The organism is Fluviicoccus sp. (assembly GCF_030646115.1).
In the GTDB taxonomy this organism is placed as follows: Bacteria; Pseudomonadota; Gammaproteobacteria; order Pseudomonadales; family Moraxellaceae; genus Fluviicoccus.
Genome location: NZ_JAUSMX010000009.1, coordinates 1 through 25,547, shown reverse-complemented (window position 1 = coordinate 25,547; position 25,547 = coordinate 1). Strand labels below are relative to the sequence as shown.

General features: G+C 56.1%; 33 protein-coding genes and 1 rRNA gene. 6 read left to right on the top strand and 28 right to left on the bottom strand.

Going from position 1 to position 25,547, the window contains the following annotated elements; genetic code table 11:
* Positions 1-4 precede the first annotated feature (4 nt).
* Both Q7T36_RS05935 and Q7T36_RS05930 read left to right on the top strand, forming a co-directional pair.
* On the top strand, positions 5-601 hold the full coding sequence (locus tag Q7T36_RS05935) for an SIS domain-containing protein (protein WP_304845088.1): 597 nt from the start codon (positions 5-7) through the stop codon (positions 599-601).
* Positions 576-1,160 carry a BON domain-containing protein gene (locus tag Q7T36_RS05930; RefSeq protein ID WP_304845085.1) on the top strand — a complete coding sequence of 195 codons (585 nt, stop codon included), beginning with the start codon at positions 576-578 and terminating at the stop codon, positions 1,158-1,160. The genes Q7T36_RS05935 and Q7T36_RS05930 overlap by 26 nt, the downstream gene beginning before the upstream one ends.
* 23 nt (positions 1,161-1,183) lie before the next feature.
* Here Q7T36_RS05930 and Q7T36_RS05925 read toward each other — a convergent pair whose 3' ends face one another.
* The 11 genes from Q7T36_RS05925 to Q7T36_RS05875 form a co-directional block, all read right to left on the bottom strand.
* Positions 1,184-1,672 carry a ClpXP protease specificity-enhancing factor gene (locus tag Q7T36_RS05925; protein ID WP_304845082.1) on the bottom strand — a complete coding sequence of 163 codons (489 nt, stop codon included), beginning with the start codon at positions 1,670-1,672 and terminating at the stop codon, positions 1,184-1,186.
* Positions 1,673-1,693: 21 nt separating this feature from the next.
* A complete protein-coding gene (locus Q7T36_RS05920; RefSeq protein ID WP_304845079.1) occupies positions 1,694-3,109 on the bottom strand; it encodes a GGDEF domain-containing protein in 1,416 nt (471 codons plus the stop codon).
* 133 nt (positions 3,110-3,242) lie between these two features.
* The gene (locus Q7T36_RS05915; RefSeq protein ID WP_304845076.1) at positions 3,243-3,872 is read right to left on the bottom strand and encodes a glutathione S-transferase N-terminal domain-containing protein; all 630 of its coding nucleotides are present in this window, start codon (positions 3,870-3,872) and stop codon (positions 3,243-3,245) included.
* Between the two features lie 104 nt (positions 3,873-3,976).
* Positions 3,977-4,612, bottom strand: a complete 636-nt coding sequence (locus Q7T36_RS05910) for a cytochrome c1 (protein WP_370690081.1) — start codon at positions 4,610-4,612, stop codon at positions 3,977-3,979.
* A gap of 29 nt (positions 4,613-4,641) precedes the next feature.
* Positions 4,642-5,850 (bottom strand): cytochrome bc complex cytochrome b subunit, encoded by a 1,209-nt coding sequence (locus Q7T36_RS05905; RefSeq protein WP_304846556.1) that lies wholly within the window; start codon positions 5,848-5,850, stop codon positions 4,642-4,644.
* A 23-nt stretch (positions 5,851-5,873) separates the two neighbouring features.
* The gene (gene petA, locus Q7T36_RS05900; protein WP_304845069.1) at positions 5,874-6,458 is read right to left on the bottom strand and encodes a ubiquinol-cytochrome c reductase iron-sulfur subunit; all 585 of its coding nucleotides are present in this window, start codon (positions 6,456-6,458) and stop codon (positions 5,874-5,876) included.
* A 206-nt stretch (positions 6,459-6,664) separates the two neighbouring features.
* On the bottom strand, positions 6,665-7,060 hold the full coding sequence (gene rpsI / locus Q7T36_RS05895; protein ID WP_304845067.1) for a 30S ribosomal protein S9: 396 nt from the start codon (positions 7,058-7,060) through the stop codon (positions 6,665-6,667).
* A gap of 10 nt (positions 7,061-7,070) precedes the next feature.
* Entirely contained in the window at positions 7,071-7,499 is a 429-nt protein-coding gene (gene rplM / locus Q7T36_RS05890; RefSeq protein WP_304845064.1) for a 50S ribosomal protein L13, read from the bottom strand.
* A gap of 169 nt (positions 7,500-7,668) precedes the next feature.
* Positions 7,669-8,466: an EcsC family protein gene (locus Q7T36_RS05885; protein WP_304845061.1), complete on the bottom strand. Its 798-nt coding sequence runs from the start codon at positions 8,464-8,466 to the stop codon at positions 7,669-7,671.
* A 30-nt stretch (positions 8,467-8,496) separates the two neighbouring features.
* Entirely contained in the window at positions 8,497-9,594 is a 1,098-nt protein-coding gene (zapE, locus tag Q7T36_RS05880; RefSeq protein ID WP_304846553.1) for a cell division protein ZapE, read from the bottom strand.
* Between the two features lie 11 nt (positions 9,595-9,605).
* Positions 9,606-10,223 carry an alpha/beta hydrolase gene (locus Q7T36_RS05875; RefSeq protein WP_304845058.1) on the bottom strand — a complete coding sequence of 206 codons (618 nt, stop codon included), beginning with the start codon at positions 10,221-10,223 and terminating at the stop codon, positions 9,606-9,608.
* Positions 10,224-10,316: 93 nt separating this feature from the next.
* Between Q7T36_RS05875 and Q7T36_RS05870 the strand changes: the two genes are divergently transcribed.
* Genes Q7T36_RS05870 through rlmM form a run of 3 tightly spaced genes read left to right on the top strand, consistent with a single transcriptional unit; the run spans position 10,317 to position 12,888 of the window.
* Positions 10,317-10,763 carry a YhcB family protein gene (locus tag Q7T36_RS05870; RefSeq protein WP_304845055.1) on the top strand — a complete coding sequence of 149 codons (447 nt, stop codon included), beginning with the start codon at positions 10,317-10,319 and terminating at the stop codon, positions 10,761-10,763.
* A 19-nt stretch (positions 10,764-10,782) separates the two neighbouring features.
* Positions 10,783-11,826 carry a 1-aminocyclopropane-1-carboxylate deaminase/D-cysteine desulfhydrase gene (locus Q7T36_RS05865; protein ID WP_304845052.1) on the top strand — a complete coding sequence of 348 codons (1,044 nt, stop codon included), beginning with the start codon at positions 10,783-10,785 and terminating at the stop codon, positions 11,824-11,826.
* A gap of 12 nt (positions 11,827-11,838) precedes the next feature.
* A complete protein-coding gene (gene rlmM / locus Q7T36_RS05860; RefSeq protein WP_304845049.1) occupies positions 11,839-12,888 on the top strand; it encodes a 23S rRNA (cytidine(2498)-2'-O)-methyltransferase RlmM in 1,050 nt (349 codons plus the stop codon).
* A gap of 21 nt (positions 12,889-12,909) precedes the next feature.
* Here the strand turns inward: rlmM and Q7T36_RS05855 are convergent, their stop codons facing one another.
* Together Q7T36_RS05855 and Q7T36_RS17980 are read right to left on the bottom strand one after the other, a co-directional pair.
* Positions 12,910-13,668 (bottom strand): Nif3-like dinuclear metal center hexameric protein, encoded by a 759-nt coding sequence (locus Q7T36_RS05855; protein ID WP_304846549.1) that lies wholly within the window; start codon positions 13,666-13,668, stop codon positions 12,910-12,912.
* Between the two features lie 295 nt (positions 13,669-13,963).
* Entirely contained in the window at positions 13,964-14,068 is a 105-nt protein-coding gene (locus Q7T36_RS17980; RefSeq protein WP_370690080.1) for a hypothetical protein, read from the bottom strand.
* A gap of 10 nt (positions 14,069-14,078) precedes the next feature.
* On the opposite strand from Q7T36_RS17980, the gene Q7T36_RS05850 reads away from it, so the two are divergent.
* On the top strand, positions 14,079-14,909 hold the full coding sequence (locus tag Q7T36_RS05850) for a S1C family serine protease (RefSeq protein WP_370690079.1): 831 nt from the start codon (positions 14,079-14,081) through the stop codon (positions 14,907-14,909).
* A 51-nt stretch (positions 14,910-14,960) separates the two neighbouring features.
* Here the strand turns inward: Q7T36_RS05850 and hisC are convergent, their stop codons facing one another.
* The 15 genes from hisC to rrf form a co-directional block, all read right to left on the bottom strand.
* On the bottom strand, positions 14,961-16,031 hold the full coding sequence (gene hisC, locus Q7T36_RS05845) for a histidinol-phosphate transaminase (RefSeq protein ID WP_304845043.1): 1,071 nt from the start codon (positions 16,029-16,031) through the stop codon (positions 14,961-14,963).
* 42 nt (positions 16,032-16,073) lie between these two features.
* Positions 16,074-16,316 carry a hypothetical protein gene (locus tag Q7T36_RS05840; protein WP_304845041.1) on the bottom strand — a complete coding sequence of 81 codons (243 nt, stop codon included), beginning with the start codon at positions 16,314-16,316 and terminating at the stop codon, positions 16,074-16,076.
* Between the two features lies 1 nt (position 16,317).
* Entirely contained in the window at positions 16,318-17,619 is a 1,302-nt protein-coding gene (gene hisD / locus Q7T36_RS05835) for a histidinol dehydrogenase (protein WP_304846546.1), read from the bottom strand.
* A gap of 50 nt (positions 17,620-17,669) precedes the next feature.
* Complete coding sequence (gene hisG / locus Q7T36_RS05830; RefSeq protein WP_304845038.1) at positions 17,670-18,311, bottom strand: ATP phosphoribosyltransferase; 642 nt, start codon at positions 18,309-18,311, stop codon at positions 17,670-17,672.
* Positions 18,311-19,585, bottom strand: a complete 1,275-nt coding sequence (murA, locus tag Q7T36_RS05825) for a UDP-N-acetylglucosamine 1-carboxyvinyltransferase (RefSeq protein ID WP_304845035.1) — start codon at positions 19,583-19,585, stop codon at positions 18,311-18,313. Before murA ends, hisG begins: the two co-directional genes overlap by 1 nt.
* Positions 19,586-19,603: 18 nt before the next feature.
* The gene (locus tag Q7T36_RS05820; protein WP_304845032.1) at positions 19,604-19,855 is read right to left on the bottom strand and encodes a BolA family protein; all 252 of its coding nucleotides are present in this window, start codon (positions 19,853-19,855) and stop codon (positions 19,604-19,606) included.
* Positions 19,856-19,866: 11 nt separating this feature from the next.
* A complete protein-coding gene (locus Q7T36_RS05815; protein ID WP_304845029.1) occupies positions 19,867-20,169 on the bottom strand; it encodes a lipid asymmetry maintenance protein MlaB in 303 nt (100 codons plus the stop codon).
* Positions 20,170-20,173: 4 nt separating this feature from the next.
* Entirely contained in the window at positions 20,174-20,770 is a 597-nt protein-coding gene (locus tag Q7T36_RS05810) for a phospholipid-binding protein MlaC (RefSeq protein WP_304845027.1), read from the bottom strand.
* A gap of 43 nt (positions 20,771-20,813) precedes the next feature.
* Positions 20,814-21,317 carry an outer membrane lipid asymmetry maintenance protein MlaD gene (mlaD, locus tag Q7T36_RS05805; RefSeq protein WP_304845025.1) on the bottom strand — a complete coding sequence of 168 codons (504 nt, stop codon included), beginning with the start codon at positions 21,315-21,317 and terminating at the stop codon, positions 20,814-20,816.
* Positions 21,317-22,096 (bottom strand): lipid asymmetry maintenance ABC transporter permease subunit MlaE, encoded by a 780-nt coding sequence (gene mlaE / locus Q7T36_RS05800; protein WP_370690078.1) that lies wholly within the window; start codon positions 22,094-22,096, stop codon positions 21,317-21,319. The genes mlaD and mlaE overlap by 1 nt, the downstream gene beginning before the upstream one ends.
* A 7-nt stretch (positions 22,097-22,103) precedes the next feature.
* Positions 22,104-22,904, bottom strand: a complete 801-nt coding sequence (locus Q7T36_RS05795; protein WP_304845021.1) for an ATP-binding cassette domain-containing protein — start codon at positions 22,902-22,904, stop codon at positions 22,104-22,106.
* Positions 22,905-22,911: 7 nt separating this feature from the next.
* On the bottom strand, positions 22,912-23,574 hold the full coding sequence (locus Q7T36_RS05790; RefSeq protein WP_304845017.1) for an SPOR domain-containing protein: 663 nt from the start codon (positions 23,572-23,574) through the stop codon (positions 22,912-22,914).
* An 11-nt stretch (positions 23,575-23,585) separates the two neighbouring features.
* Positions 23,586-24,344, bottom strand: coding sequence for a type III pantothenate kinase (locus Q7T36_RS05785; RefSeq protein ID WP_304845014.1), 759 nt, complete (start codon positions 24,342-24,344; stop codon positions 23,586-23,588).
* Positions 24,341-25,309: a biotin--[acetyl-CoA-carboxylase] ligase gene (locus Q7T36_RS05780; protein WP_304845012.1), complete on the bottom strand. Its 969-nt coding sequence runs from the start codon at positions 25,307-25,309 to the stop codon at positions 24,341-24,343. The genes Q7T36_RS05785 and Q7T36_RS05780 overlap by 4 nt, the downstream gene beginning before the upstream one ends.
* Positions 25,310-25,456: 147 nt before the next feature.
* A 5S ribosomal RNA gene (gene rrf, locus Q7T36_RS05775) occupies positions 25,457-25,547 on the bottom strand; the annotation flags it as partial.

The window sequence follows — 25,547 nt, the reverse complement described above, 5'->3', positions numbered from 1 at the left end:
ATTCATGATTGATATCATCAGTCAACGTACCGAAGCACACCTGACCGCCCTCAACCAGCTCATTGAACTGCACGGGGAAACCATCAGCCTTTTCGCCAATCGCCTGATTGACGCGCTGATGCAGGAAAAAAAGATCTTTTGCTGCGGACTGGGGGCGCATGCACCCAATGCCGCCGCCTTTGTCGCCCGGATGATCGATCGTTTTGATTGTGAACGACCGGCCTTTCCTGCCATCGCCCTGACGCCGGGCAGCGCACTGGTCAGCCCCTTTGTGCCCGGGAATCCGGAAGACTTGCTGGCCCGCCCCCTGCAGGCTCTGGCCAATCCCGGCGACATTATCGTTTTTGTGGTGTCGGCGGATCACCCCAGCCTTCAATCGGCCTTCAGCACGGCCCGCGACCTGCAATGCCAAGTGCTGATCCTGACCAGTGAATCAGGATTGCGCGGGCCGGACTTCATCACCTCGGAGTCCCTGCTGGCGGTGCCGGCCACCGAGCCCGCCCTGATACACGAACTGCAACTGTTCGTGCTGCACTGTTGTTGCGACCTGATCGACAATGCCCTTTTCGGAGTCCATGATGAAGACAATTTTGGCTCCTAGCCTGTTAATCCTGCTATTTATGTTATCCGGCTGCGCCCGTTTTGTCGCCGCTGTATCCGGCCCTGAGCCGGTGGGCGCCGCCGACGGTGAGCGCACCTTCAGCCAGCGGGTGGAGGACATGAGCATCGAGCGAACCTTTGCCATCAACCTGTACAAACTGCACCCGGACTTTGCCAACTCCCGGGTGCTGGTCATGAGCTTTTACAGCAATGTACTGCTGGTCGGTCAGGTTCCTAATGAGCCCCTCAAGAAATTAGCAGCCGACAACCTCAAGTCCATGCGCGAAGTAGGCACTGTGCACAATGAGCTTGTCGTCTCAGAAAATGCCACGCCCATGGTGGCGCGGGCCCGCGACAGCGTGATTTCCGCCCGGATTCGCAGCGCCCTGACGTTCGCGAAGGGTTTTCCCAGCAGTCAGTGCAAGGTGCTGGTGGAAGATGGGGTCGTTTATCTGATGGCCAAACTCAAGAAGGCCGAAGCGGATCAGGCCATTGAGAGGGTACGGCAAGTCCCTGAGGTCAAGCGCATTGTCAAACTGATTGATTATCTGCCCGACTGAGCGCCGGGCAGCACACGGCGGATTTACTTGACAACACGCAGGCTGGGCCGCCCGCCACCGGGACGGGGCCGGTCATCACCGTCACCGGCAACATCGGCGGACTCCTCCGCACGACCGGCAGGCACCGAAGCCAGAACTGGCGCCGCCTGGGAGATCACAGATGACTCCGGCTCTGTCTCAGCGTCACCTTGAACCTCAAACTCCTCATTGGCGTCAAAAAACATACCCTGCCCGTTCTCCCTGGCATAAATCGCCAGCACCGCCGACATGGGGGCTTCCACCGTCATCGACGCGCCATTGAAGCGCGCGGAAAAAGACAATCCGTCATTTCGCACAAACAGGTCCTTGACCGCATGCGGGGCAATATTCAACACTATCTTGCCGTCCTTGACATACTGAACCGGCACCCGCGCTCCGGTGGCGTTGGCATCCAGCAGCAAATACGGGGTTGCCTGGTTATCCACCAGCCATTCGTAGATGGCGCGAACCAGGTAGGGCCTGCTCGGAGTCATGGTTTCCTCGGAAAAAACGGATTAATGCGGTAATTGTAGCTGATCCGGTCGAATGGAGGCCACCGGTGCGACGAATGTCCGGTTGCGGCCCTCAGACTTGGCCTGATACAGCGCCTTGTCTGCCTCCGCCACCAGCATGCCGGGATCATCACCCCGACGCGGCAACAGGCTGCTGATGCCGATACTGACCGTCAGCTTCGCCGCAATTGACGACTGGTCATGGGCAATCGACTCAAGCTGCAATAACCGGTGCAACCGGGCAGCAACAGCGAGCGCGCCATCCTGCCCCGTGTCCGGAAGCAATACGACAAACTCCTCCCCCCCCAACCTAGCCACCATATCCCCTTCACGCTTGACAGCCGCGTTCAACACGCCGGCCACGGCGATCAGGCAGGCATCCCCGACAGGGTGCCCGTAAAAGTCATTGAAGGCTTTGAAAAAATCGATATCGACATAAAGTAATGACAGCGTTTGGCGGCCGCGTTGACTCCGGCGCCATACTTTACGCAGCTCTTCCTCAAAGGCGCGGCGATTGAACAGTCCGGTCAGTGGGTCACGCCGCGAAAGCTCCCGTAACCGGGCCGTCAAATCATCCTTTTGTGCGACTGCCTCCTGAAGGGAGTTCACCGCCTGTCGTAACTGGTGCTCCCTGAAAAACAGCTTTCGCGCCACATGCAGGATCACCGGCAATTGCAGCAGGATGTTAAGCACCACCAGCAGCGCCAGCGCTGAGTCGCGTCCGTATCGCCCGCCCCAGTCCAGACCGGCAATAAACCACCCCAGCAGCAACGGCAAACCGCCCAATGACAGCAGAAGCAAGGCAATGGCGCTGAATGCCGAAAACAGGCGAACCGGCACGGCCAGAAAATAATCCCGCCCCGCATTTACCATAAATCCGCCGCCCAGACACAACAAACACATGGCTGTCGGCAGGGCCATAGCCGCCATCCCCGACATCCCGCCAAAACCCATCATGACCGGCGACCGGGTGCCGAACACATGCCCCACCAGGGCGGAAAGCGCCACCACAATCACTACGAGGCCGGCCAACTGGATTATGAGCAGGGAACTGACTTTCTGATAAGTTGCGGCTAACGCAGCCAGAAAAAGTAAAAACATGCAGAGTAAAGTATGCGGCGCAGGTAACTGCATGCCATGGGACTGTTCCGAGCCCACGCTGGTCCAACCGGATATCCAGGCAAACATTAAACCGACTACGAGCAGACCGGTGAGAGACACGGATCGAATCAGATATTTGGGTGCTTGCTGCAACGAAACCTTGGAAATTTGCAGACGAAGACCGAGATCTTTCTCCCGCCATTGTGCAGTCCGGGTGTCACCCAGAACCTCGACCGTAATTGACAGTGCAAGAAAGCGCTCAACTGCTGCCAATAGCAGCGCCAGAACTACCAGCAACAACCCGGTGACCGTTGGCATTACGCCATATTCCGGGAAAACGGAATATCCGGCTGATCCCGCCGTCAGCAACGTCAAGGACACAAGCACCGTCGCGAGTGATGCTCCATCAATCAGCCGGTTGCCGCTCAGCCTCACGTCCGGACGCCCTCGTTCAAGACCACTCCTCGCGCGAAGCGACGGTGCGGATGCTTTGCTGAAACCCCGGCCTTGCCATCAAGCGCTCGCGATATCTTAACAATCCCTTGCAGGGTTTCTCCGGCAGGTCCAGGCCCAATTGCGGCAAACGCCATATGATCGGCGCCAGCATGCAATCCAGCAAGGTGAAATCCTGGCTCATGAAATACGGTAAGTCATTAAAGACCGGACTGACAGCCATCAGGCTTTCCCGCAAATGCTTCCGCAACCGAATCGCCTCCGCCCCCCCGGAGCCGTTCAGGATCAGCTCTGCGGGACGGCACCACTCACGTTCAATTCGTCCTGCCAACTGGCGTTGCCGCGCACGCTCAACCGGACCTGACGGCTGCAAAGGCGGCTGCGGAAAACGCTCATCTACATATTCCATGGCGACACGGGCATCGTGCAGGCATATATCCCGATCCACCAGCACCGGCAAGGTGCCATAGGGGTTTTGCGCCAGAACATCCGCCGGTAACTCCTCGACCGGCAACTCCCGGATATCCGCCGTCAACTTCTTTTCAGCCACAACCAACCTTAGCCAATGACTCCGAATATCCGCACCCACAAACAAGGTCAGGGCAAAACGGTGACTGGCAACACTCATGCAGTACTCCGCAGAAAAGAAAAAAGGGCGACACCGGGATGGCGTTGCCCTTTTCCAGAAGGCTCCGGGGCCTTGACCCCGTCACGAACTCGCCGTGAACAGCCTTATTTTACATCTTTCCAGTACTCTTTGTTCAGCAGGTACACCGGCACGAACAACAGCGCCAGGAACAGCAAGACAAAGATACCCAGTCGTTCACGCTCGGTGCGGATCGGCTCGGCCATATACGTCATGAAGTTGGTGAGGTCGCCCACAGCCTCTTCATAACCTTCAGGACCCAGCTCTTCTTCCAGATCACCCAGCACATGCGGCATGGCCACATCCTTGAACACCCGGTTGTTAACACCCCAAGGGCGCTTGGCATCCGGATAGAAGTTCAGCAGATAGGTGTAAACCCAGTCCGGACTCCGGAGGCGGGTTTCCAGAGACAGGTCTGGCGGTGCATTGCCAAACCATTTCGCCTGGTCCTTCTGGTTGAACTTGGGGTCCATGGCGTCGCCCACCTTGTCGGTAGTGAACATCATGTACTCGGCCACCAGCTTCGGATCAATATCAAGATCCTGCGCCATGCGCTCATAGCGCAGGTACTTGGCGGAGTGGCATCCCATGCAGTAGCTGATGAACAACTTGGCGCCATTCTGCAATGACTCCTTGTTGTGCAAATCCACCGGCGCCTTGTGACAATGCGGAATATCACCGCATGTGACACCCGCAGCCTGAACAAGGGCCGGGCTCAGCATGAGCATCAGCATCATGAACAGTTTTTTCATCAGTGACCCCCCCCCGTAACACGCTTCGGAGGCCGCTTGCAGGTCTCAATCGACGTGTAGAACGGCATCAGCAGGAAGAACAGGAAATACAGCACCGTCAAGACACGGGAAATAATCGTCTTGACCGGATCGGAAGGAACAGCACCCAAGTAGCCGAGACCCACGAAGCTGATGACAAAAAGCGCCAGCCAGGTCTTGCTCATCCAGCCCTTGTAGCGGATGGACTTCACGGGGCTGCGATCCAGCCACGGCAATACAAACAGGATGGCGATGGCGCCGCCCATGGCAATCACACCACCCAGCTTGGAAGGCACGGCGCGCAGGATGGCGTAGTAAGGCGTGTAATACCAGACCGGTGCAATGTGCGGTGGTGTCTTCATGGGATTGGCCGGCTCATAGTTCGGCTTTTCCAGGAAATAACCGCCGCCATCCGGGAAGAAGAAAATCACGGTAGCGAACACGGCCAGGAACACCACAATACCGACCAGGTCATGCACGGTGTAATACGGATGGAAGGGTATGCCATCCAGCGGCTTGCCGTCTGCACCCTTGTTCTTCTTGATATCCACACCGTCCGGGTTGTTGGAACCAACATGATGCAAGGCAACGAGGTGGATGAACACCAAGGCGCACAGAATCAACGGGATCACAGCCACATGTATCGCAAAGAAACGGTTCAGGGTGGCGCCGGAAATCAGGAAGTCACCCCGAACCCAGGTCACCAGAGCATCGCCCACGACAGGGATGGCACCGACCAGATTCAGAATCACCTGGGCGCCCCAGTAGGACATGTTGCCCCAAGGCAGCAGGTAACCGAAGAAACCTTCCGCCATCAGACAAAGGTAAATTGCCATGCCAATGACCCAGACCAGCTCGCGAGGCTTCTGGTAGGAGCCGTAGAGCAGCCCCCGGAACATGTGCAGATAGACCACCACAAAGAACGCTGAGGCCCCCGTGGAGTGCATGTAGCGGATTACCCAGCCGTATTCCACATCCCGCATGATGTATTCGATGGAGTCGAACGCACCTTCGGCGGTGGGGCTGTACATCATGGTCAGCCAGAAACCGGTGAGCAACTGGTTGACCAGAACCACCATGGACAGCACACCGAAGAAGTACCAGAAGTTGAAGTTCTTCGGCGCGTAGTATTCGGACATGTGGTATTTATAGGTTTCCGTCGCCGGAAACCGGGCATCCACCCAGCCCATCAGGTTAGAGAGCAACTTGTTCATCAGGCAGACTCCCCAATGGTAATGACAGCATCGCTATCGTACCGGTAAGGCGGGACTTCCAGGTTCGTCGGCGCGGGCACACCCTTGAAGACACGGCCCGCCATGTCGTAGGTTGAGCCATGACACGGACAGAAAAAGCCCCCTTGATAAGTTGGCCCGAGATCCGCCGGAGCGACTTCCGGACGGTACAGCGGCGAACACCCCAAGTGAGTGCAAATGCCCACTAGCACCAGGAATTCGGGCTTGATGGAACGATGCTCGTTCTTGGCGGCATCCGGCTGCAGCGACTCTGCAGACTCCGGATCACGCAGGTCTCCGGCCACTTTCTTCAGGGTAGCCAGACTTTCGGGGGTGCGCCGCACCACCCATACCGGCTTGCCACGCCACTCCACCGTCATCTGCTGGCCCGGCTCCAGTCGGCTGATATCCGCAGTCACCGGAGCACCGGCGGCTTTCGCCTTGGCGCTGGGATTCCAGGACTTCACAAACGGGACAGCCGCCCCTACCACCCCGACAGCCCCTACGGCTGCGGTGGCGCCGATCAGCATCCTTCGGCGGCCATGATTAACGCCGTCAGTACTCATTCACGCACTCCCCAAACAAGCACAACAGGGCCGTGCAGCCAGTCGCCGCAAAGCCCACCTAAAAGCCACGCAATACTAAATAAATTTACGTGTTGTTACAAGGGAAAAGCCATAGCCTTACAAGGGAATTAGCCCCACAGCCGGCCTTTCCTGCCGCAAAAACAACAATCCCCGGCAAGCCGGGGACTGAGCATACAACCAGCGAATTAACGCTTGGAGTACTGGGGACGTTTACGCGCCTTGCGCAGACCGAGCTTCTTGCGCTCGACTTCGCGGGAGTCGCGGGTCACGAAACCAGCCTGGCGCAAGGCCGACTTCAAGGTCTCATCATATTCAACCAGCGCACGGGTGATACCGTGGCGGATTGCACCGGCTTGACCGCCGATGCCGCCGCCGCTGACGGTGACATAGACATCAAACTTGTCGGCGCCTTCAATCAGTTCCAGCGGCTGACGCACGATCATGCGGGCGGTTTCGCGGCCGAAATAGACATCAATGGTGCGGTTGTTAATCGTGATAGCACCGGTGCCGGGCTTCAGGAATACGCGGGCAGTCGCAGTCTTGCGACGGCCAGTGCCATAATTCGTTGCTGCTGCAGTCATGGACTACCCCTTAAATATCCAGAGCCTGAGGCTGCTGGGCGGTATGCGGATGCTCGGCACCGCCGTAGACTTTCAGTTTGCTGAACATGGCATAACCCAGAGGGCCTTTCGGCAGCATGCCCTTGACAGCATTCTCGATAACCAGTTCAGGCTTGGTGGCGATCAACTTATTGAAGTTGATGCTCTTGATGCCACCCGTGTAACCGGAGTGACGATAATACATCTTGTCTTCACCCTTGTTACCGGTCACGGCAACCTTGGCGGCATTCACGACAATGATGTAGTCGCCCGTGTCCACATGCGGTGTGTATACGGGCTTGTGCTTGCCGCGCAGACGGCTGGCAATTTCGGAAGCCAGACGACCCAGCGTCTTGCCGGATGCGTCAACCACATACCAGTCGCGCTTGACGGTTTCTGGCTTGGCACTGATCGTTTTCATGTTACAACGCCTTTATGCAAGTGTACACAGGGCAAAATCGCCCTGCAAAAATAGGGTGTGAATCTTACTCAACGCCCGCCGCTTTGACAACAGCCCGCAGGCCGGTATTTCATTAAAACGCAAATTTAAATTCCGGCCCTGTCAATAAATGACGGTCACGGACGTACCGTCATGCCAGAATATCTGGGTCCGCCAGCCGCATCTCCTGGAAAGTACGCCGGGCCGCCCATCCTACATCCTTGACAAAGCCCGCATTGATGGCGGCGCCAATGGCGGCGCCGATGACAGGCACCACATTGACCGCCTTGCGTTTGGTCAGGTTGACGCCCAGCTGGCGGGCGACATCGCGCAACGCAATCACCACCGCTTCCTTGCCGAGCGCGGTCGTGGCTGCGCTCTGGATCTGACTCCAGGATTGCTGCAACAGCATCTGCCGCATCGCCACCAGACTGACTAAGGCGGCCTCTTTTTCCTTGAGTGAATTGGCGCTGGCAAGGCTGAAAATCTTCAAAGCCAAGTGCCGCCCTTCCTCTCCCTTTAACTCAAAACCGTAACAAAGCCCGGTCTGGTAAATTGTGCGCAGCGACAGCGTCATCAAACCCGGAATATCCAGAGCAATACCGGCCAGACCGGCGGCGCCTGTCAATCCGCCTTCTGCCGCCGCCATGGCGATGGCGCGATCATGAACGCTGTCGGCGAGATCATCGCATATTTCCAGCCCGGCCTGTTGTAAATCCGCAATCTTGCTGACGCCGGACTTTTGAAGAATGACTGACGGAGTCGTCAGCCGCTCACCCAGGCTGCAGGCAGCCTCCAGCGCTGAGTGAATCGCAGCCGGGGGAACAATCTTGTCCACCAGATACGCCACCGGCGCCAGGCCCGAGGACATCAGCGCCGTCAGACGCCCCGGTGATTGACGACTCCAGGCGGCAACGGCCTGCCGCTGCTGATCTTCATAGCTCATCATTGCTGCACCCCATGCTTTGCTGCTTCTACCTTACGGCAAATGGGGCAGTTGCAGATACTCCAGTGACTGCATTTCCTGTAACCGGCTTTGGGTGCGGCGAATTTCAAAGTTCAGCCGTCCCCGGGTGTAGATCTCGGCAATCGGCGCTTCTGCCGACAAAATCACTTTCACTTGGCGATCATAAAACTCATCAATCATGTTGATGAAACGGCGGGCGGCATTGTCGCGCAACTCCCCCATTTGCGGCACATTACTCACCAGCACCGTGTGATATTCCCGGGCCAACTCAATGTAGTCCTGGGCGCTGCGCGGCATCTCGCACAACTCGTCAAACTCGCACCAGAGCACATCATCGGTACGCGCTTTCACCCGGACCACCCGTTCATTCACCAGGAAATCCCCTTCGTAAACATGGGCGCCATGAGACAACTCACTGAAACTGCGCTGCAGGCTGGCATTTGCTTGCGCATCCAGCGGCGAATGATACAACTCGACATGCGTCAACACCCGCAGGCGGTAATCGATGCCGGAATCCACATTCAGCACCTGGCAGAACCGCTGCACCATGGCAATGGCGGGCAGGAATCGGTCACGCTGCAGGCCGTTCTCGTAGAGTCTTTCGGGCACGATATTACTGGTTGCCACCAGAGTCACACCTCGCGCAAACAGCGCCTCGAACAGATTCTTGAGAATCATGGCATCGGTGATATTGGAGACGAAGAACTCGTCGAAACAAATCACGACGGCCTCCGCACGAATCCGGTCTGCCACTTTTTCCAGAGGGTCGGACTCGCCGGACAAAGTCCGCAACTCCTGATGCACCCGCTGCATGAAGCGATGGAAATGCATGCGCATTTTACGGCGGAACGGCAAGGCATCAAAAAACAAATCCATCAGATAGGTTTTGCCGCGCCCAACCCCGCCCCACAGGTAAAGCCCCTGCACAGGCAACAGGGACTCCTTGGCCAGCTTGCGCCGCGCCAGCCCACGCTTGGTCTGCGAGGCCTGATAACGAGCCTCCAGCGCCTCCCAGATACGCTGCAACGCCTCCACCGCCGCCGCTTGGGCCTCATCGGGCTTGAATTCGCCGCTGTCGACATCCTTCAGGTATTTTTGACGCGGATTCAGCAAGGGATCGGTCATATCAGTTGGTTCACCACAATTTGCTTGAGTTCAGGCAGTCGGCCATGAAAAAAATGCGAGCAGCCGGACAGGCGCTCCACCAGCAGCCCGGCCTGGCCCGCCCAGGCATACACCGCTTCCGGCGGCACTATTTCGTCTGCATCGCCCTGAACCACTAGCGTATCCGGAGTCAAACCGAGCGAAGCCATCGGATAATGATGAACCGGCGGCGCGATCAGTAACAATTGACGAAGCTTCAGGCCCGGCTGCAGACGCGTGGATGCCGCCGCCGCCACATAGGATCCGAAGGAAAACCCTCCCAGCACCAGCGACGACGCTCCGGCCTCCCTGACAGCCCAGTCAATGACCGCCAGACAGTCATCAATTTCACCCACCGCATGATCATGCACTCCGGCGCTCTCGCCAACCCCACGGAAGTTGAACACGGCAACCGGCAGCCCGGAATCCCGGCAAGCGCGCTCCAGAGTGCTCACTACCTTGTTGTTCATGTTGCCTTCATGAAGCGGATGCGGGTGACAAATGACCGCCACTTGCCCGCCTTTGGGGTTCGGTGGTAGGGTGAAGCGGACTTGCAGGGGACCGACTGGCCCCGGAACATGACTGGATACAGACATTTGCGGACTCGGCAATCATTTTCAGTGCGAATGTTATAGACTGGCAAGCCAATCGCCAACAATTACAGCACGGGCAGTATGGGAGGGTGGAACATGGTGTGGCTGGGATACCTGGTCGTTTTTGCGCTGGGCTTTGCGCTGGGCTACGCTTTCCTGTTCTACAAGAACAACGATAACCGGGTGCGTGAGCTGGAAAACCATCTGACGGCGCTGCAGGGCAAGTATGAAAGCTACCAGCAGGCAGTCACCGGACACTTCGCCCATACGGCACAATTGGTCAACAACCTGACCAACGCCTATCGCGAGACCCATGACCACCTTCAACGTGGCGCCCGCGACCTCTGCGCTGACAACCAGCGCCATGCCGGGGCTAATCCCGCCAACGCCTTCATCGGCCTGGAAGCTCCGCAAGACGCCTTTCCCCACCCGGCCATGCTAAATGACGACAAGTTTCTGGCCAGCGTAATGCCTCCCCGCGACTATGCCACCAAGAGTCCGGAGGACAAAGGCACACTCGACGAAGAGTTCGGCCTGAAATAAACCGGAGGCAGCCGCCCGCATGCACCCGTTACTCCAGCAATACCCGTCCCTTCAGGGTGTTTTGCCTTGTGCCGGTATTGCTGCCCTGCCAACACCGGTTAGCGCCTTGGACAGCCATGGTCAGGCTTGGGTCAAGCATGATGATCTGACGCATCCGCTCTATGGCGGCAACAAAATCCGCAAACTGGAATTCATTATCGGCGAATGGCGGCAGCGGCAGGTTCGCGAAGTCATCACTTTTGGCGCTGTCGGCACCAACGCCGGTTTGGCCACGGCTCTCGCTTGCCATCAGGAAGGTATACGCTGCCGGGTGCTGTTGTTCGACCAGCCACCCAGCGCCATTGTTCGCGCCAACCTGCTGGCCATGCAGCAGTTGGGAGCCAAACTTGATTATTGCGGCAGCCTTTTCCAGACAGCCCTACGCTTTTACCTGCATCCCCGGCGCTTGTTGCCGGATCACTACTTTCTCTTTGCGGGATGCGCCAATCCGGCGGCAACTTACGCCTATGTCAATGCTGCGTTTGAATTGAAGGCGCAGATTGCGGAAGGACAGTTACCTGAACCGGAGGAAATAGTGATTCCAGTGGGTTCCGGCTCAACCTTGGCGGGACTGACTTTGGGCTGCCGACTCGCCGGCATGCAAACCCGGGTTGTCGGGGTTCGCGTTGCCCCCGCTCGCCTGGGCCTGATCCCGGCCTGCACCCCGGACACGGTTTTCAGCCAGATCCGCACCGCTCATGTGTTCCTGAGCAAGCATCTGCCGGGGGGTATAGCCTTCCCTCCCCCGCGCCCCGTCCTGCTCGATACGTATTATGGACCGGGCTACGGCGAATCCACGCCGGAAGCTTTGGCCGCCATCCGGCGCTTTGACGATGATCATGATATCAAACTGGAACAGACCTATACCGGCAAAGCTGCCGCCTGCTTCCTTGATCGTTTGGATGCCTGTCAGGGTCCAGTGTTATTCTGGAATACTTTTAACTCCCGACCCATGGGAAACCTCCCGACCGCGACAACCCGCCACCCGCTCAGCCCGCCACTGACCCGCATCCTTCAAACATGACAAAAGAGCCCAATGACCAACGCTTATCTGATTTACTGCCGGCCGGGCTTCGAAAAAGAAGCCGCTTCCGAATTACAGCATCACGCCGCACGTAAGGGCTGGAACGGTTTCGCCAAAGGGCGGCCCGATAGCGCCCATGTTCTCTTTTGTGGAGAGGAATTACCGCAGGACGGCCCATCCGCTCCCCGCTGGACCGATCTGGTATTCGCCCGGCAATTGATATTCCTGCCTGACAGCGAGCCGCTTACCCTGGACCCGCAGGACCGCATCACCCCGCTGGTTACGCGCCTAAGCGGCCAAGCTTTTCGCGAACTGGTGCTGGAAAGCCCGGACACCAACGACGGCAATGGCCTCAGCGGGTTCTTCAAGGCGTTTGGCAACACCCTGAAATCGGTGCTCGACAAGCGCGGTATTCTGCGCAATAAAGCCACTCGCACCCTGCATTTGTTTTTCCTGGATTCCGCCAACGTCTATATCGGCTATTCAATGCCGGATAATTCGGCTCCTTGGCCCCAAGGCATCCTGCGCCTGAAATTTCCCCGTGAAGCGCCAAGCCGTTCCACCCTGAAGCTGGAAGAAGCGTTTCTCACATTCATGGATCAAGCCGAGCGCGATGAATGGCTGCGGGAAGGCTTGACGGCGGTTGACCTCGGCGCGGCGCCGGGCGGCTGGACCTGGCAGTTGGTCAAACGGGGATTGCAAGTCACCGCTATCGACAATGGACCCATGGACAAGACGCTGATGCAAAGCGGCCAGGTGGAACACCTGCGGGTGGATGGCTTCCATTTCCGGCCGGAACGCCCGGTAACCTGGCTGGTTTGCGACATGATTGAAAGCCCGGCGCGAGTGGCGCAGACCATTGCCGCCTGGATTGCGGACGGCGATGCGCAGCGCGCCGTCTTCAATCTCAAGCTGCCCATGAAGAAGCGCTTTGAGGAACTGGAGCGCTGCCTGGAGTTGATGGACGATATCCTGTCGCGCGGGCGCGTGAAGTACCGGCTACAGGTGAAGCAGCTGTATCATGACCGCGAGGAAGTAACGGCTTTTCTCATCCGTCTGTAAATCGCGGCCTGACGACCATCATCAAACCGGATTGGCGATATCCACAAACCTGTGTTCAATGCCCAATCTTTCGGCCAAAAGCGCGCCAAGCGCCTGCACCCCATAACGCTCCGTCGCATGATGGCCGGCCGCAAAATAATGAATGCCCGTCTCCCTGGCGAAATGGACCGTGGGTTCGGAAATTTCACCGCTGATATAGGCATCACAACCCATCAGCACTGCCTGCTCAATGAAGCTTTGCGCACCGCCTGTACAAAATCCGATCCGGCGGATGTGCTCAGGGCCACCACTGATCCAGAGTGGCGCACGGCCCAGCGCCTGATGCAGCCGGCTGGATAAGACCTCCGCACTGATGGCCGCATCCAGTTCAGCAATATTTCCAACCTGACGCGGATTGTCCGGATACAACAGCCCACTGACTGGCAAGCCCAATCTGGCTGCCAACTGGACGTTATTACCGTACTCAGGGTGCCCATCCAGAGGCAGATGATAAGCCAACAATGAAATATCGTTGACCAGCAAGGTTTTCAGCCGGTTCATCTTCATACCGGTGATGCAGGGACTCTCGCCTTTCCAGAAATAACCGTGGTGAACCAGAAGGGCATCCGCTCCCAAACACACAGCCTCGTCAATCAGCGCCTGACAGGCCGTGACGCCGGACACCACCAGCCTGACTTCCTCACGCCCACCCACCTGCAAGCCATTGGGGCAATAGTCCTGGTAGAAACCGGGCTGGAGGGTGTCCTGTAACAGATTCACAACCTGCGTTAACGTTGCCATACGATTTCCTGATAGAGGCCTTGCACTGATCACATCCGTCCCTAAATATAATTCACCCAGCATTCCGCCGACAGGACTTGTGTATGAATAAGCATCCCACCCGACTCCTATTGACCGGCTCGGCATTGATCCTGGTACTTTCCGGCTGCCAGCCCAAGGAAAAAGCTGCAAACGAAAGTAATCCACCGCCCGTTGCCCTCAGCCAGGAGCGCCCGGCCATCTTGCCGGCAAATCAGGGGGTGGTTGTGTCCTACGCAGACACCGTCAGAGTGGCGGCTCCGGCTGTCGTCAACATCTACACCACTGAAACCGTCAAGCCTCGGCGCCACCCGCTGATGGATGACCCCTTTTTCCGGCGCTTTTTTGAGAACCAGAATGTTCCGGATGCACCGCCCAACACCAATGCCGGGCTGGGCTCCGGCGTAATCGTCTCGACCGATGGCTATATTCTCACCAACAACCACGTCGTCAGCCAGGCCGGGGAGATCATCGTTGCCCTGCACGATGGCCGCAAGGCCAAAGCCAAGGTCATCGGCACCGACCCGGAAAGTGACCTGGCCGTCATCCGGATTGATCTGAAGAATTTGCCGGCCCTGCCCTTCAAAGCCTCGCCTAACCAGGTGGGCGATGTCGTGCTGGCCATCGGCAACCCGTTCGGTGTCGGCCAGACTGTCACGCAAGGCATCATTTCAGCACTGGGGAGAAACGGCCTGGGCATCAATACCTATGAGGATTTCATCCAGACCGACGCCGCCATCAATCCGGGCAACTCCGGCGGCGCGCTGATTGATGTCGCGGGCAATCTGGTGGGTATCAACTCCGCCATTTACTCCCGCTCGGGCGGCTCTCTGGGCATCGGTTTTGCCATCCCGGCAAAACTGGCGCAGCAAGTGATGCTGGAAATCATCCAGCACGGGCAAGTGGTTCGGGGCTGGCTGGGAGTTGAGGTCAAACAAGGTGACAGCAACTTCAGTGCCGGTGTCGGGGAAGTTACGGCAGGCGTCGAGATAGCCGGGGTGGTGCATGGCGGACCGGCTGACGAGGCAGGCATTCAATCCGGCGACATCATCCTGACCATTGACGGTCAGAAAGTTACGGATGCCGGCCAACTGATCAACCGCATCGGCGCCATCAAGCCGGACTCCCGTGTCACTGTGCGCCTCAAGCGGGAGCGTCGGGGAATCGACATCGTCGTCACAGTGGCCAAACGACCTCAGGCCGATCAACGCACAGAGGAGTAATACCGCGTGCCGAAGGTGATACAGCCCACGGCTGTACTACCTTCGGCAAGCTCACGACAACTCTTGCAAGATTTTCAGCACGGCATCGTTTTCTTCCGGCAAACCGACCGTAAAACGCAGGCAGTCGCCCAGCAAGGGGTGTGCGCCATCCAGAATCTTGATCAGAATACCTTTCGCCTTCAACGCGGCAAATATCGCCTTGGCCTGACCGCCCGGTGTTCTGGCCAGAATGAAATTGGCCTCAGAAGGAAAAATGCTCCATCCCGGCAAACGCGACAACCCCTCAAACAACCGGGAACGCTCCGCCCGAATCCGGGTTGCCTGTTCCTGAAACACGGCATAATGCGCCAGTGCGAACTCGGCACTGGCCTGGCTCAGGATATTGATATTGTAAGGCAGGCGGATTTTTTCCAGCTCACCCAGCACATCCGGTCGGCCGACCAGAAACCCCAACCTCAGCCCTGCCAAACCCACCTTCGACAGCGTCCGCATCACCAGCACATTCGGATACACCTGCAACAAGGGCATGGCATCACCGTCTGTAAACGGCAAATACGCTTCATCGAGCACCACGAAACCGGGCGATGCCTCGATGATCGCCCTCACCGCTTGCGGGTCATATTTGTTTCCGGTGGGATTGTTGGGCTCGGCCAGAAAAATGACAGCCGGGCGATGCACAGCAATTGCCGCCAAAACCGCTTCCGTATGCAAACTGAAATCATCATTCAGCGGAACGCCCACGTATTCCATACCGGCAAACCGTGCGACGAAGCGATACATCACGAAGCACGGCTCCACCGCCAGCACCGTGGCGCCGGGCCGGGCCAAGGCCATCAACAGGATTTGCAGGATTTCGTCGGAACCGTTGCCGAGCATGATTTCCATGCCGGGTGGGATATCCATGACTTCGCGCAGACCGGCCTTGACGGCGGGAGCATGCGGGTGCGGATACCGATTCAGGTTGACGCTTTTCAGGTGTTCCAGCCATGCATTCCTGAGGGACATATCCCATTCATAAGGGTTTTCCATGGCATCCAGCTTGACCAACCCGGCAGCATCAGCCACATGGTAAGCGCTTAGCTCCCGAATTTCGGGGCGAATCAGGGACAACAAATCGGACATGGTCTGGCGCTCCAGGAAGGATGGATCAATGAACGGCTGGAATCAGGGCAGCAGAAAACGCAGCCACGCTTGCTGACGGGCGTCCCAATAAGCCAATGTAGCCTCGTCTATATCCTGTAACTTCACCCAGTTATCCTTGCCGGACTCACCAGCTCCGGTACTGACCAACATGGCGTCTTCGGTAATTTCCATGATCCAGCCCTGAAGCACGCTGCCATCCCGCAGCGACAGGCGCTGCTGGTTTCCTGCCTCGGCAAAGGCCACAAAACGGTCGGCTAGACTCATTTCAGTCCTCCCTGTCCAAAATCCGGTACTCTGCGGAACGGGCATGCGCAGTCAATCCTTCTCCGCGCGCCAGCACCGAAGCCACCTTGGCCAGCTCACTGGCTCCAGCTGCCGAGCAATAAATCAGACTGGAACGTTTCTGAAAATCATACACACCCAATGGGGAAGAGAAACGGGCGGTGCCGGACGTAGGCAACACATGATTGGGACCAGCGCAATAATCCCCCAGCGCCTCGGGGGTAAACCGCCCCATGAAAATAGCGCCGGCATGGCGAATTGAGGGCAACAACTCCTCAGGGGCTTCTACCGACAGTTCCAGATGCTCCGGAGCGATACGGTTGATCAACGCCAAGGCCTCATCCCGGTTTTGAACCCGGATCAGGGCGCCACGGCCGGACAGTGAGGTGCGGGCGATGGCCTCCCGATCCAGCGTCGGCAACAGCCGGCTCAAGGCCTCCTCCACGGCATCCAGAAATGCACCATCCTCACTGATCAGGATGGACTGGGCCATTTCGTCATGTTCGGCCTGGGAGAATAGATCCATGGCTATCCAGTCCGGCGAAGTCTTACCATCACAGTACACCAGTATTTCCGAAGGCCCGGCAATCATGTCGATGCCGACTTGCCCGAAAACCTGACGCTTGGCCGTCGCAACATAACTGTTGCCGGGGCCGACTATCTTGTCGACGCGCGGCACACTTTCCGTCCCATACGCCAGCGCCGCCACGGCCTGCGCGCCACCAATCGTGAATACCCGGCTGACACCGGCCAACCAGGCCGCCGCCATCACCAACATGTTTGTTTCACCGCCTGGGGTCGGCACGCACATGATGATTTCCGTAACACCCGCCACCCGGGCCGGTATGGCATTCATCAATACGGAAGAAGGATAACTGGCTTTTCCGCCGGGGACATAAATGCCGACCCGGTCCAGCGGCGTAACCTGCTGACCAAGACGAGTGCCATCGGCCTCGGTGTACTCCCAGGAAACGGCCTTCTGGTGCTCGTGGTAACGACGAATGCGCTCAGCCGCCACATTCAGGGCATGGCGCTCGCTTTCAGGCAAATTTTCATAGGCGGCCTGTAACTGTCCGGGCGTCATGGTCAGCCCGGACATCGCTGATACCTGCAGCCGGTCGAAGCGAGCCGTATAATCCAGCAACGCGTCATCGCCGTTATGCCGTACCTCTTGTACGATGGCGTCCACCGCCGATTGCAAGCGACCGTCACTGACGGCTTCCCATGCCAGCAAGGCATCCAGTTCAGACGCAAAGCTCTCAGCCTTGGTATCAAGACGGCGAATCATCATCGGAGATATTCCTGCAATAGGCGGACGAAAACAGCCGGCTTCGTTCAGCCGACACGCTTGCGGGCAACCGCATCCGCCAATTGACGGATCAGCGGCTGAACAATTTCAGCCTTACGCTTAAAGCTGGCCTTATTGACAATCAGCCTCGACGAGACATGGGCAATCAGCTCGGTCGGTTCCAGACCGTTTTCCTTGAGGGTCTTGCCAGTATCAACAACATCCACAATACGATCAGCCAAGCCCATCAGCGGAGCCAGTTCCATGGAGCCATAAAGCTTGATCACCTCAACCTGCTCGCCTTTTTCCGCATAATACTGACGGGTCAAATTGACGAACTTGGTGGCTATCCGCAAACGGCCCTCGACGACCGGCGCATTGACCGGACCGGCCACCATCAAGCGACACTTGGCAATATCCAGATCCAGAGGTTCGTAAACCCCGCCAGCGCCATGCTCCATCAACACATCCTTACCGGCGACACCCAGATCAGCCGCACCATTTTCGACATACGTAGGCACATCCGTTGCGCGGATAATGACGATTTGTACTTCCGGATGCGTGGTCGGAAAAATCAACTTGCGGCTTTTTTCCGGATCTTCCAGCAACTCAATGCCGGCTTCCTTCAGCAGCGGCAAGGTATCCTTGAGGATACGCCCCTTGGACAGGGCAATGGTCAATCGGGGCATCAGGCACCACCACGGTTAGATACACGGCGGATTTTAGCCCCCAGTTGCGCCAGCTTTTCCTCGACCCGCTCATAACCGCGATCGATATGATATATCCGGTCAATCAGGGTATCGCCTTCGGCCGCCAGCGCCGCCAAAACCAGCGACATCGATGCACGCAAGTCAGTCGCCATCACCGGCGCCCCGGACAATTTTTCTACGCCACGCACCACCGCCAAATGACCGTCAACCTGAATGCCGGCTCCCATCCGGTTCAACTCCGGCACATGCATGAAACGGTTTTCGAAGATGGTTTCCATGATGGTCCCCGTACCCTCCGCAACCGCCAGGATGGCCATGAATTGGGCCTGCATGTCCGTCGGAAACCCCGGATGCGCCACCGTACGGAAGCTGACAGAGCGTGGCCGGCGCCCCTCCATGTCCACCTCGATCCAGTCCGGACCGGTCTGAACCTTCGCGCCCATCTCCAGAAACTTGAGCAGCACCGCATCCAGCGGCTTGGGATCGGTATGTGTTGCCCGCACCCGTCCACCGGTCATGGCCGCCGCCGCCAAATAGGAGCCGGTTTCAATACGGTCTGGACAGACACTGTAATGGCAGCCACTCAAGCTTTCCACGCCATCAATGATGATGGTGTCCGTGCCTGCACCTTCGATCTTTGCGCCCATCGCGGTCAGCATATTGGCCAGATCCACAATTTCCGGCTCACGGGCGGCATTCTCAAGAATCGTCCGGCCTTCGGCCAAGGCTGCAGCCATAAGCACGTTTTCTGTGCCGCCGACCGTCACCATATCAAATACAAAGCGGGCTCCTTGCAGTCGACCGTGCCTTCGGGCGTGAACGTAGCCCTTTTCGACGGTGATTTCCGCACCCAAGGCCGCCAGACCTTTAAGATGCTGGTCTACCGGACGCGATCCGATGGCGCAGCCACCCGGCAAAGAGACCTGCGCCTCACCAAACCGCGCCAGCAGCGGTCCCAGCACAAAGATAGATGCGCGCATGGTCTTCACCAACTCATAGGGCGCTATCGGTGTGCTCAAGGTATTGGCGTTTACCTCGACATCGCATTTTTCATTAATGCTGACCGTAACCCCCATGCGACCCAGCAACTGGATCAGGGTTGTCACATCCTGCAAATGCGGTACATTGGACAGGGTTATCGGTGTAGATGCCAACAATGTGGCTGCCAGCAAAGGCAAAGCCGAGTTCTTGGCTCCGGAAATCCGGACATCACCCTCAAGGCGGTTACCGCCGGTAATCAACAGCTTATCCATGATCCACTCTCTTTCAGGTCAGCCGAAAAGCCGCATTTTCCGCCACTCTTCCGGCGTCAGTGTCTGCATGGTCACGGCATGAATGGCACCGCTAGCGATGTGGGCGTTCAGAGGGGCGTACACCCTCTGTTGCTTGGCAACCGGACGCATGCCGACAAAAGTTTCACTGACAACAATGACCTGAAACTTTCCACCTTCTCCGCTGACCTGGACTTCCTGGGCGTCCGGGAAGGATGCCGTCAGCAGTAATCGTATTTCATCAGGACTCATATCGACTTCCATCAAGGAGTTACAAGGAGCAAGACGTCATTTAAGCCGCTTACCCGGATTATGGCCTGCAACTTTGCGGACACATGATCAAACCGTATCTGTTTTTTTGCCCGGGCAGCCGCACGAACCCATTGCAACAGCACCGCGACATCAATACTGCCACCGCTCTGCAAACCCTGCAAATCCACAATAATCAGGCTCCCGGCATCGCGCAGGTGCGCTAATCCCTGATTGCAGACATCCGAAGCATTGTCAAAATTGACAACGCCTCCCAACTGGAGGCGCCCTTCCTGAAAACGGAGTTGTACTGTCATGCCATTACGGGCCTTTTTTTGCGGACTCCGCCGCAGGGATGAAGCTGACAATAGCCTTATCCAGATTACCCCGGCTGCTTTCAACCGATGACGCAAACTGATTTCGGAACGTCAGACCGAGATTCATGCCGTTGATGATAACATTTTTGACTTTCCACTCGCCTTTGCCATTCAGCACCAATTGATAAGAAACAGGAACCGCGCCGTTACTGGTGGTCATGATATCCATATCAACCTGCGCTTTCTTGGGGTCATCACCCGGGGCATAAGGCTTGAAGACAATTTTCTGGTTGTCATAGGCGGCCATGCCGTTGGCGTAAGTGCGGATCAGGCTTTTACGGAAAGTGGCACTGAACTGAGCCCTCTGGCTATCAGTGGCCTGACGATAGAACTGCCCCATGACCCCCTTGGAAAACCCATCAAAATCGACATATGGCTCGATATTCTCTTCCACCATGTCGTAGAGTATCTGCGGATCCTTTTTGTAGGCAGCCTTTTCCTTGATCAGGCGTGAAATGAGCGAGTCACCTGCCTTTTGCAACATGTCGCGAGGGTTTTCCGCAGACCATGCCCATGGACTGAGCAGCAGCAAAACCGCCATGAAATATCCGATGACACCGTGTTTGACACTCTTCATAAAAACCTCACTGGAATTCGTCTTTCCCGGTCGTGGCGGCCTCGGCTGGCTTTTGCTCGGTCGCCTTGTTGAACAGGAACTTACCAATCAGATCTTCTAGTACAAGGGATGACTGTGTCTGTTCGATTTCGTCACCTTCCTTGAGATATGTGTCATCGGCCCCGGGCACCAGTCCGATATATTTCTCCCCCAGCAAGCCGGCCGTGAGAATACTGGCAACCACATCCGTGCTGATTTCATTGACATCCTTATGAATATCCAGTGTCACTTTCGCATTCAAGCGTTTGTGATCAAGTTCAATGTTGGTAACACGGCCAATGGTCACTCCGGCCATGGTCACCTTGGCCCGGAGCGTCAAGCCGCCAATATTCTGGAAATGGGCGTAAACCCGGTAACTGGGCTTGCTTGTTTCATCACCGAGACCGCTAACCTTGATGGCGAGGAAGAACAGGGCGAGGACAGCTGCCACCAGAAAAGTTCCGACTGCCAGTTCCAGTGAACGCGTACGCATCAAAAACCTCCAAACATCACAGCGGTAAGAATGAAGTCAAGACCCAGCACCGCCAGCGAACCATAAACCACTGTTTGTGTGGTCGCCAGGGAAATGCCCTCGGATGTGGGCTCACAATCGTAACCCTGAAAAACTGCAATCCAGGTCACTACTACACCAAAAACGACACTCTTGATGATCCCGTTCACGACATCATCCATGAAGTCTGTTGATCGCTGCATATTCGACCAATATGAATTGGCATCGATATGAAGCCATTCAACCCCTACCAGCATGCCGCCCAGGATACCAACCGCAGAAAAAATAACCGCTAGCAATGGCATGCTGATAAAACCGGCCCAGAACCTCGGCGCGACAATGCGGCGCAGCGGGTCGACACCGATCATTTCCATGCTGGCCAACTGCTCCGTAGCTTTCATCAGCCCGATTTCAGCCGTTAAAGCCGAACCGGCCCTGCCTGCAAAAAGCAGCGCCGTCACCACAGGCCCCAATTCCCGGACCAAGGTCAGGGACACCATGGAGCCCAAAGCTTGCTCGCTGCCATATGTAATCAGGATGTTGTAGCCTTGCAGCCCCAGAACCAATCCAATAAACAAACCCGACACCACAATAATGGCCAGCGACAAGACCCCGATAGCATAGAGTTGCTTGATCAAAAGCGGAAAACTTGTTCTGGGTGAGGGAATTGCGACCAAGGTGTGCCACAGAAAAATACCCGCCGCACCCAACGATTGGAGGCGAGCAAGAGCATCACTTCCCAGCCGGCGAATGAACTCGATCATTCCATCAGGCCCCTGTTTCTTCACGATATGTTTTGGCTGGATAATGAAACTTGACCGGACCGTCGTGACGGCCATGCAGAAACTGGTTCACTAGAGGTGAGTCAGACTTTACCAACTCATCAGGAGTACCTTGGCCAATAATCTGACGATTGGCCAGAATATAAATATAGTCCGCAATCTCAAGTGTTTCCGGCACATCATGAGAAACTATGATGGAGGTCAAACCCAAAGACTCGCGCAAAGTCCGGATCAGACTGACCAGAACACCCTTAACAATAGGGTCCTGACCGGCGAAAGGCTCGTCATACATGATGAGCTCAGGATCGAGTGCTATCGCACGGGCCAAAGCAGCCCGACGATTCATGCCTCCCGAAAGCTCTGCCGGCATCAAATCGATCGCGCCGCGCAGCCCGACCGCCTCCAGCTTCATCAACACCAGTTCACGAATCAGGTTTTCGGGTAACCGGGTATGAGCCCGTAACGGGAAAGCCACATTTTCATACACTGACAAATCGGTAAACAAGGCACCGCTCTGGAACAGCATGCCTATTTTTTCCCTTGCCCTGAAAAGCTCACCCCGGCTCATGCGGGGAACATTCGCGCCATTCAGCAGCACCTCGCCCTGATCAGGCCGAAGCTGACCGCCAATAAAACGTAATAGCGTAGTCTTTCCGCATCCGGAAGGGCCCATGATGGCCGTTACTTTGCCTTGCGGGATTTCCAGTGAAATATTTTCAAATATGACGCGACTACCACGACTGAACGAAAGCCCGCGAATCGAGACAAGGGAGGGGGATTCCTGCATGAGATTATCAGTTTTCACAGGCAGCAGGCTCGCGCCGTATTTTCGGGGTGCCGGAAATCAAACGTTCAATTTGTGATTTGGCGGTGCTACCCGCACTTTCAACCTTAAGCCATTGCTCCTTGCGAACATTGCCAGTCTGCCGAATCTCAGCTTGGTATCCCATCCCGGCCAGCTTACCCCTCAAGTTGCCTGCCTGCTCACTACTTTGATAGGTTCCCAAAGCTACGGCATTCGCAAACTGGGGATCACTGACAACGGACGCATCCAGACCTCTTGATGCAAGCTCGGATGCAACCTGTTGAGCCTTTTCACGAGTGGCTTGTGGAGGAATATAGACCAGATAGCCCGACTGATCCTGAGAAAAACTTTCAACGCGAACTTCAAAGCCATTATTTACCAATGCAGTTCGTAACCGCTCAGCCATAAGTTCATCTTGCAGGGGACCTATACGAAAGCAACTGGTACCCGACGCTGCAGACTGCCTAGGCGTATTGACTTGCTCATCATTGGGCTTTTCTGAATTGGATTTCTTCTCGCTCAACAATTGCAACTGCTTTCCGGGTATCTGCTCCTGAGCAACTACAGATTGGCCGGCATTCTGTTTTTCATAAAACTGCCACGCCAGGAAAACGGCATTTATGATCACCAGTAATCCAAAAATCAGCGGCATGTCCTTAACCTCTATTCTTCTGAAGACACAACGAAATCGAAATAGCGCCTGAGTCCAACCAGGACCAATTCGGGGATGATATCATGCGGGCATGCCAAGTGTGGGCCTAATTTGTCTGCATCCCCACCCGTCAAAACAAGCCGCCCCTCTCCTCCAAAACGTTGCCTCATGTCATTAAAACACCGCTCTATCATGCTGAGCTGACCAAGAAGAATCCCGTTATGGACCGCTTCCGTCGTAGAGCATCCCGGTGAAACCGCAGAGTCAGACAAAACACCAGGTCGCACTTTTTGTGTACCTTGTATCAAGGACTGCAACTGCAGTTGAAACCCGGGCAAAATGAATCCGCCCGTATGTGAGCCATCTTCTATCATGTCAATGGTCGTTGCTGTGCCGCAACTGACTACGCAGCACCCACCTTCCTGCCCGGAAACCGCCAGGATATTCATCCATCGATCAACACCCAACTGTTCCGGTTGCCGATACCCGTTTCTGACGCCACAACAGTTCCCCTGACTTTCAGCAAAGCGAGGCTGCACTCCCCATTGGCGTTCTGCCTGAACAGCAAATTCATGGTTCGACTTGGCGTCCAGTACTGAAGTAACCCCTACAAAATCCATTCTTTGCTGAAATAAATCCGGCATCTCAGTAAAGAAGGAGTGCACATCAAGCCGATGTACATGGCTGATCTTTTCCAGAACAACATTATCCAGGCACAACCAAGCCTTAACCCGAGAATTACCAAAATCAAGAAAGCACTGCAGGCTCATTGTGTTTCAGCCCGTCTTAGCGTTAATTCCCCACCATAGCAAATATTTAACCCTGTCGGGGTCATGACTAACAAAGCCCCCTGCTCATTCACTCCTGCACCTACGCCATTGAGCGGCTCATGCCCACCCGTCAACACGATGTCTTTACCCGCGAATGCATCCCGCCTCAGCCAGCGTTCGCGCCAATAACCAAACCCTTTACTGGTAAATGAATCCAGCAGCAACGTGATCGCAATGATAATTTCAGCAGACAGATGATCTTTGTCAGGCAATTCCCGAGTCAACGAAACAAGATCAACCACAGGTTGCTGCACCTTCTGTTTAACATGATCTGGTATATGAATATTCAAACCTATACCGACAACTACATCGCATGGCCCTTCAACTTCCCCATTAACCTCAATCAGTACCCCCCCCAGCTTTCCATACTCAGTTACAAGGTCATTAGGCCACTTAAGTCCGACCCCGTTTATTCCAAAACGCTCCAGCACCTCAACTAATTCCACACCCACAGCCAAACTAAGCCCCTCAAGCGCATGGAATCCTGTCTGAATGTGCCAAGCAAATGAACCGTAAAAGCCCCCTCCCGGCGTTGTGTACCACTCCCTTCCTCTGCGTCCGCGACCTTGTTGCTGATATTCCGCCAAACATACAATTCGTGAGCCAAACGTGCTCATTAATTGAGCCGCCATATCATTTGTCGAGCCTATTGATTCCTTAATACAGACAAACGGCATCTTGCCTTTACAAATTTTTTCGACCCTCTCCATCACCTTATCTTGATCCAAAAACTGTATTGATCGCTCCAAGCGATAGCCCCTTCCAGGAAGGACATCAATGGCAACTCCACTGGAGACCCACCCTGCCACCCTGTTCGAAACAGTCATTCGACTTATGGAAAGTTGCGATGCTAATTCGACGCCAGAATGAGTTTTACCATCCGCCAATAGCCGGAGAAGTTGCATGTGATGACCGCACCTGTTTACTAAGATATATGATTGAATGATATTGCGGAATTTTTCCTTTAAGTCAACCTGCTTATAGCGTCCTCTTTCTTTCCCGCAAATCAAAAACCCCTTCAGGATACCCTGAAGGGGTTTTTGGTATTTGATGTCTGGCGATGACCTACTCTCACATGGCGAATGCCACACTACCATTGGCGCGGAGTGGTTTCACTTCTGAGTTCGGGAAGGGATCAGGTGG

What these genes read in the sequence shown, in the direction of transcription:
- Q7T36_RS05910 (WP_370690081.1), bottom strand. Translation starts at nt 4,612, where the DNA reads ATGCTGAGCCCGGCCCTTGTTCAGGCTGCGGGTGTCACATGCGGTGAT.
- Q7T36_RS05810 (WP_304845027.1), bottom strand. Translation starts at nt 20,770, where the DNA reads ATGGCGGTTTTGCTGCTGCTCAGTCCATGGGCATGGTCTGCGGAAAAC.
- petA (WP_304845069.1), bottom strand. Translation starts at nt 6,458, where the DNA reads ATGAGTACTGACGGCGTTAATCATGGCCGCCGAAGGATGCTGATCGGC.
- Q7T36_RS05815 (WP_304845029.1), bottom strand. Translation starts at nt 20,169, where the DNA reads ATGACAGTACAACTCCGTTTTCAGGAAGGGCGCCTCCAGTTGGGAGGC.
- rlmM (WP_304845049.1), top strand. Translation starts at nt 11,839, where the DNA reads ATGACCAACGCTTATCTGATTTACTGCCGGCCGGGCTTCGAAAAAGAA.
- murA (WP_304845035.1), bottom strand. Translation starts at nt 19,585, where the DNA reads ATGGATAAGCTGTTGATTACCGGCGGTAACCGCCTTGAGGGTGATGTC.
- Q7T36_RS05920 (WP_304845079.1), bottom strand. Translation starts at nt 3,109, where the DNA reads ATGCCAACGGTCACCGGGTTGTTGCTGGTAGTTCTGGCGCTGCTATTG.
- hisG (WP_304845038.1), bottom strand. Translation starts at nt 18,311, where the DNA reads ATGCCCCGATTGACCATTGCCCTGTCCAAGGGGCGTATCCTCAAGGAT.
- Q7T36_RS05925 (WP_304845082.1), bottom strand. Translation starts at nt 1,672, where the DNA reads ATGACTCCGAGCAGGCCCTACCTGGTTCGCGCCATCTACGAATGGCTG.
- Q7T36_RS05790 (WP_304845017.1), bottom strand. Translation starts at nt 23,574, where the DNA reads ATGCCGCTGATTTTTGGATTACTGGTGATCATAAATGCCGTTTTCCTG.
- rplM (WP_304845064.1), bottom strand. Translation starts at nt 7,499, where the DNA reads ATGAAAACGATCAGTGCCAAGCCAGAAACCGTCAAGCGCGACTGGTAT.
- Q7T36_RS05840 (WP_304845041.1), bottom strand. Translation starts at nt 16,316, where the DNA reads ATGAGTCTAGCCGACCGTTTTGTGGCCTTTGCCGAGGCAGGAAACCAG.
- Q7T36_RS05820 (WP_304845032.1), bottom strand. Translation starts at nt 19,855, where the DNA reads ATGAGTCCTGATGAAATACGATTACTGCTGACGGCATCCTTCCCGGAC.
- Q7T36_RS05875 (WP_304845058.1), bottom strand. Translation starts at nt 10,223, where the DNA reads ATGTCTGTATCCAGTCATGTTCCGGGGCCAGTCGGTCCCCTGCAAGTC.
- Q7T36_RS05780 (WP_304845012.1), bottom strand. Translation starts at nt 25,309, where the DNA reads ATGCAACTTCTCCGGCTATTGGCGGATGGTAAAACTCATTCTGGCGTC.
- rpsI (WP_304845067.1), bottom strand. Translation starts at nt 7,060, where the DNA reads ATGACTGCAGCAGCAACGAATTATGGCACTGGCCGTCGCAAGACTGCG.
- Q7T36_RS05865 (WP_304845052.1), top strand. Translation starts at nt 10,783, where the DNA reads ATGCACCCGTTACTCCAGCAATACCCGTCCCTTCAGGGTGTTTTGCCT.
- Q7T36_RS05855 (WP_304846549.1), bottom strand. Translation starts at nt 13,668, where the DNA reads ATGGCAACGTTAACGCAGGTTGTGAATCTGTTACAGGACACCCTCCAG.
- Q7T36_RS05870 (WP_304845055.1), top strand. Translation starts at nt 10,317, where the DNA reads ATGGTGTGGCTGGGATACCTGGTCGTTTTTGCGCTGGGCTTTGCGCTG.
- Q7T36_RS05915 (WP_304845076.1), bottom strand. Translation starts at nt 3,872, where the DNA reads ATGAGTGTTGCCAGTCACCGTTTTGCCCTGACCTTGTTTGTGGGTGCG.
- Q7T36_RS05930 (WP_304845085.1), top strand. Translation starts at nt 576, where the DNA reads ATGATGAAGACAATTTTGGCTCCTAGCCTGTTAATCCTGCTATTTATG.
- hisC (WP_304845043.1), bottom strand. Translation starts at nt 16,031, where the DNA reads ATGTCCGATTTGTTGTCCCTGATTCGCCCCGAAATTCGGGAGCTAAGC.
- mlaD (WP_304845025.1), bottom strand. Translation starts at nt 21,317, where the DNA reads ATGCGTACGCGTTCACTGGAACTGGCAGTCGGAACTTTTCTGGTGGCA.
- Q7T36_RS05795 (WP_304845021.1), bottom strand. Translation starts at nt 22,904, where the DNA reads ATGCAGGAATCCCCCTCCCTTGTCTCGATTCGCGGGCTTTCGTTCAGT.
- Q7T36_RS05905 (WP_304846556.1), bottom strand. Translation starts at nt 5,850, where the DNA reads ATGGGCTGGGTGGATGCCCGGTTTCCGGCGACGGAAACCTATAAATAC.
- Q7T36_RS05885 (WP_304845061.1), bottom strand. Translation starts at nt 8,466, where the DNA reads ATGATGAGCTATGAAGATCAGCAGCGGCAGGCCGTTGCCGCCTGGAGT.
- Q7T36_RS05935 (WP_304845088.1), top strand. Translation starts at nt 5, where the DNA reads ATGATTGATATCATCAGTCAACGTACCGAAGCACACCTGACCGCCCTC.
- Q7T36_RS05785 (WP_304845014.1), bottom strand. Translation starts at nt 24,344, where the DNA reads ATGAGCCTGCAGTGCTTTCTTGATTTTGGTAATTCTCGGGTTAAGGCT.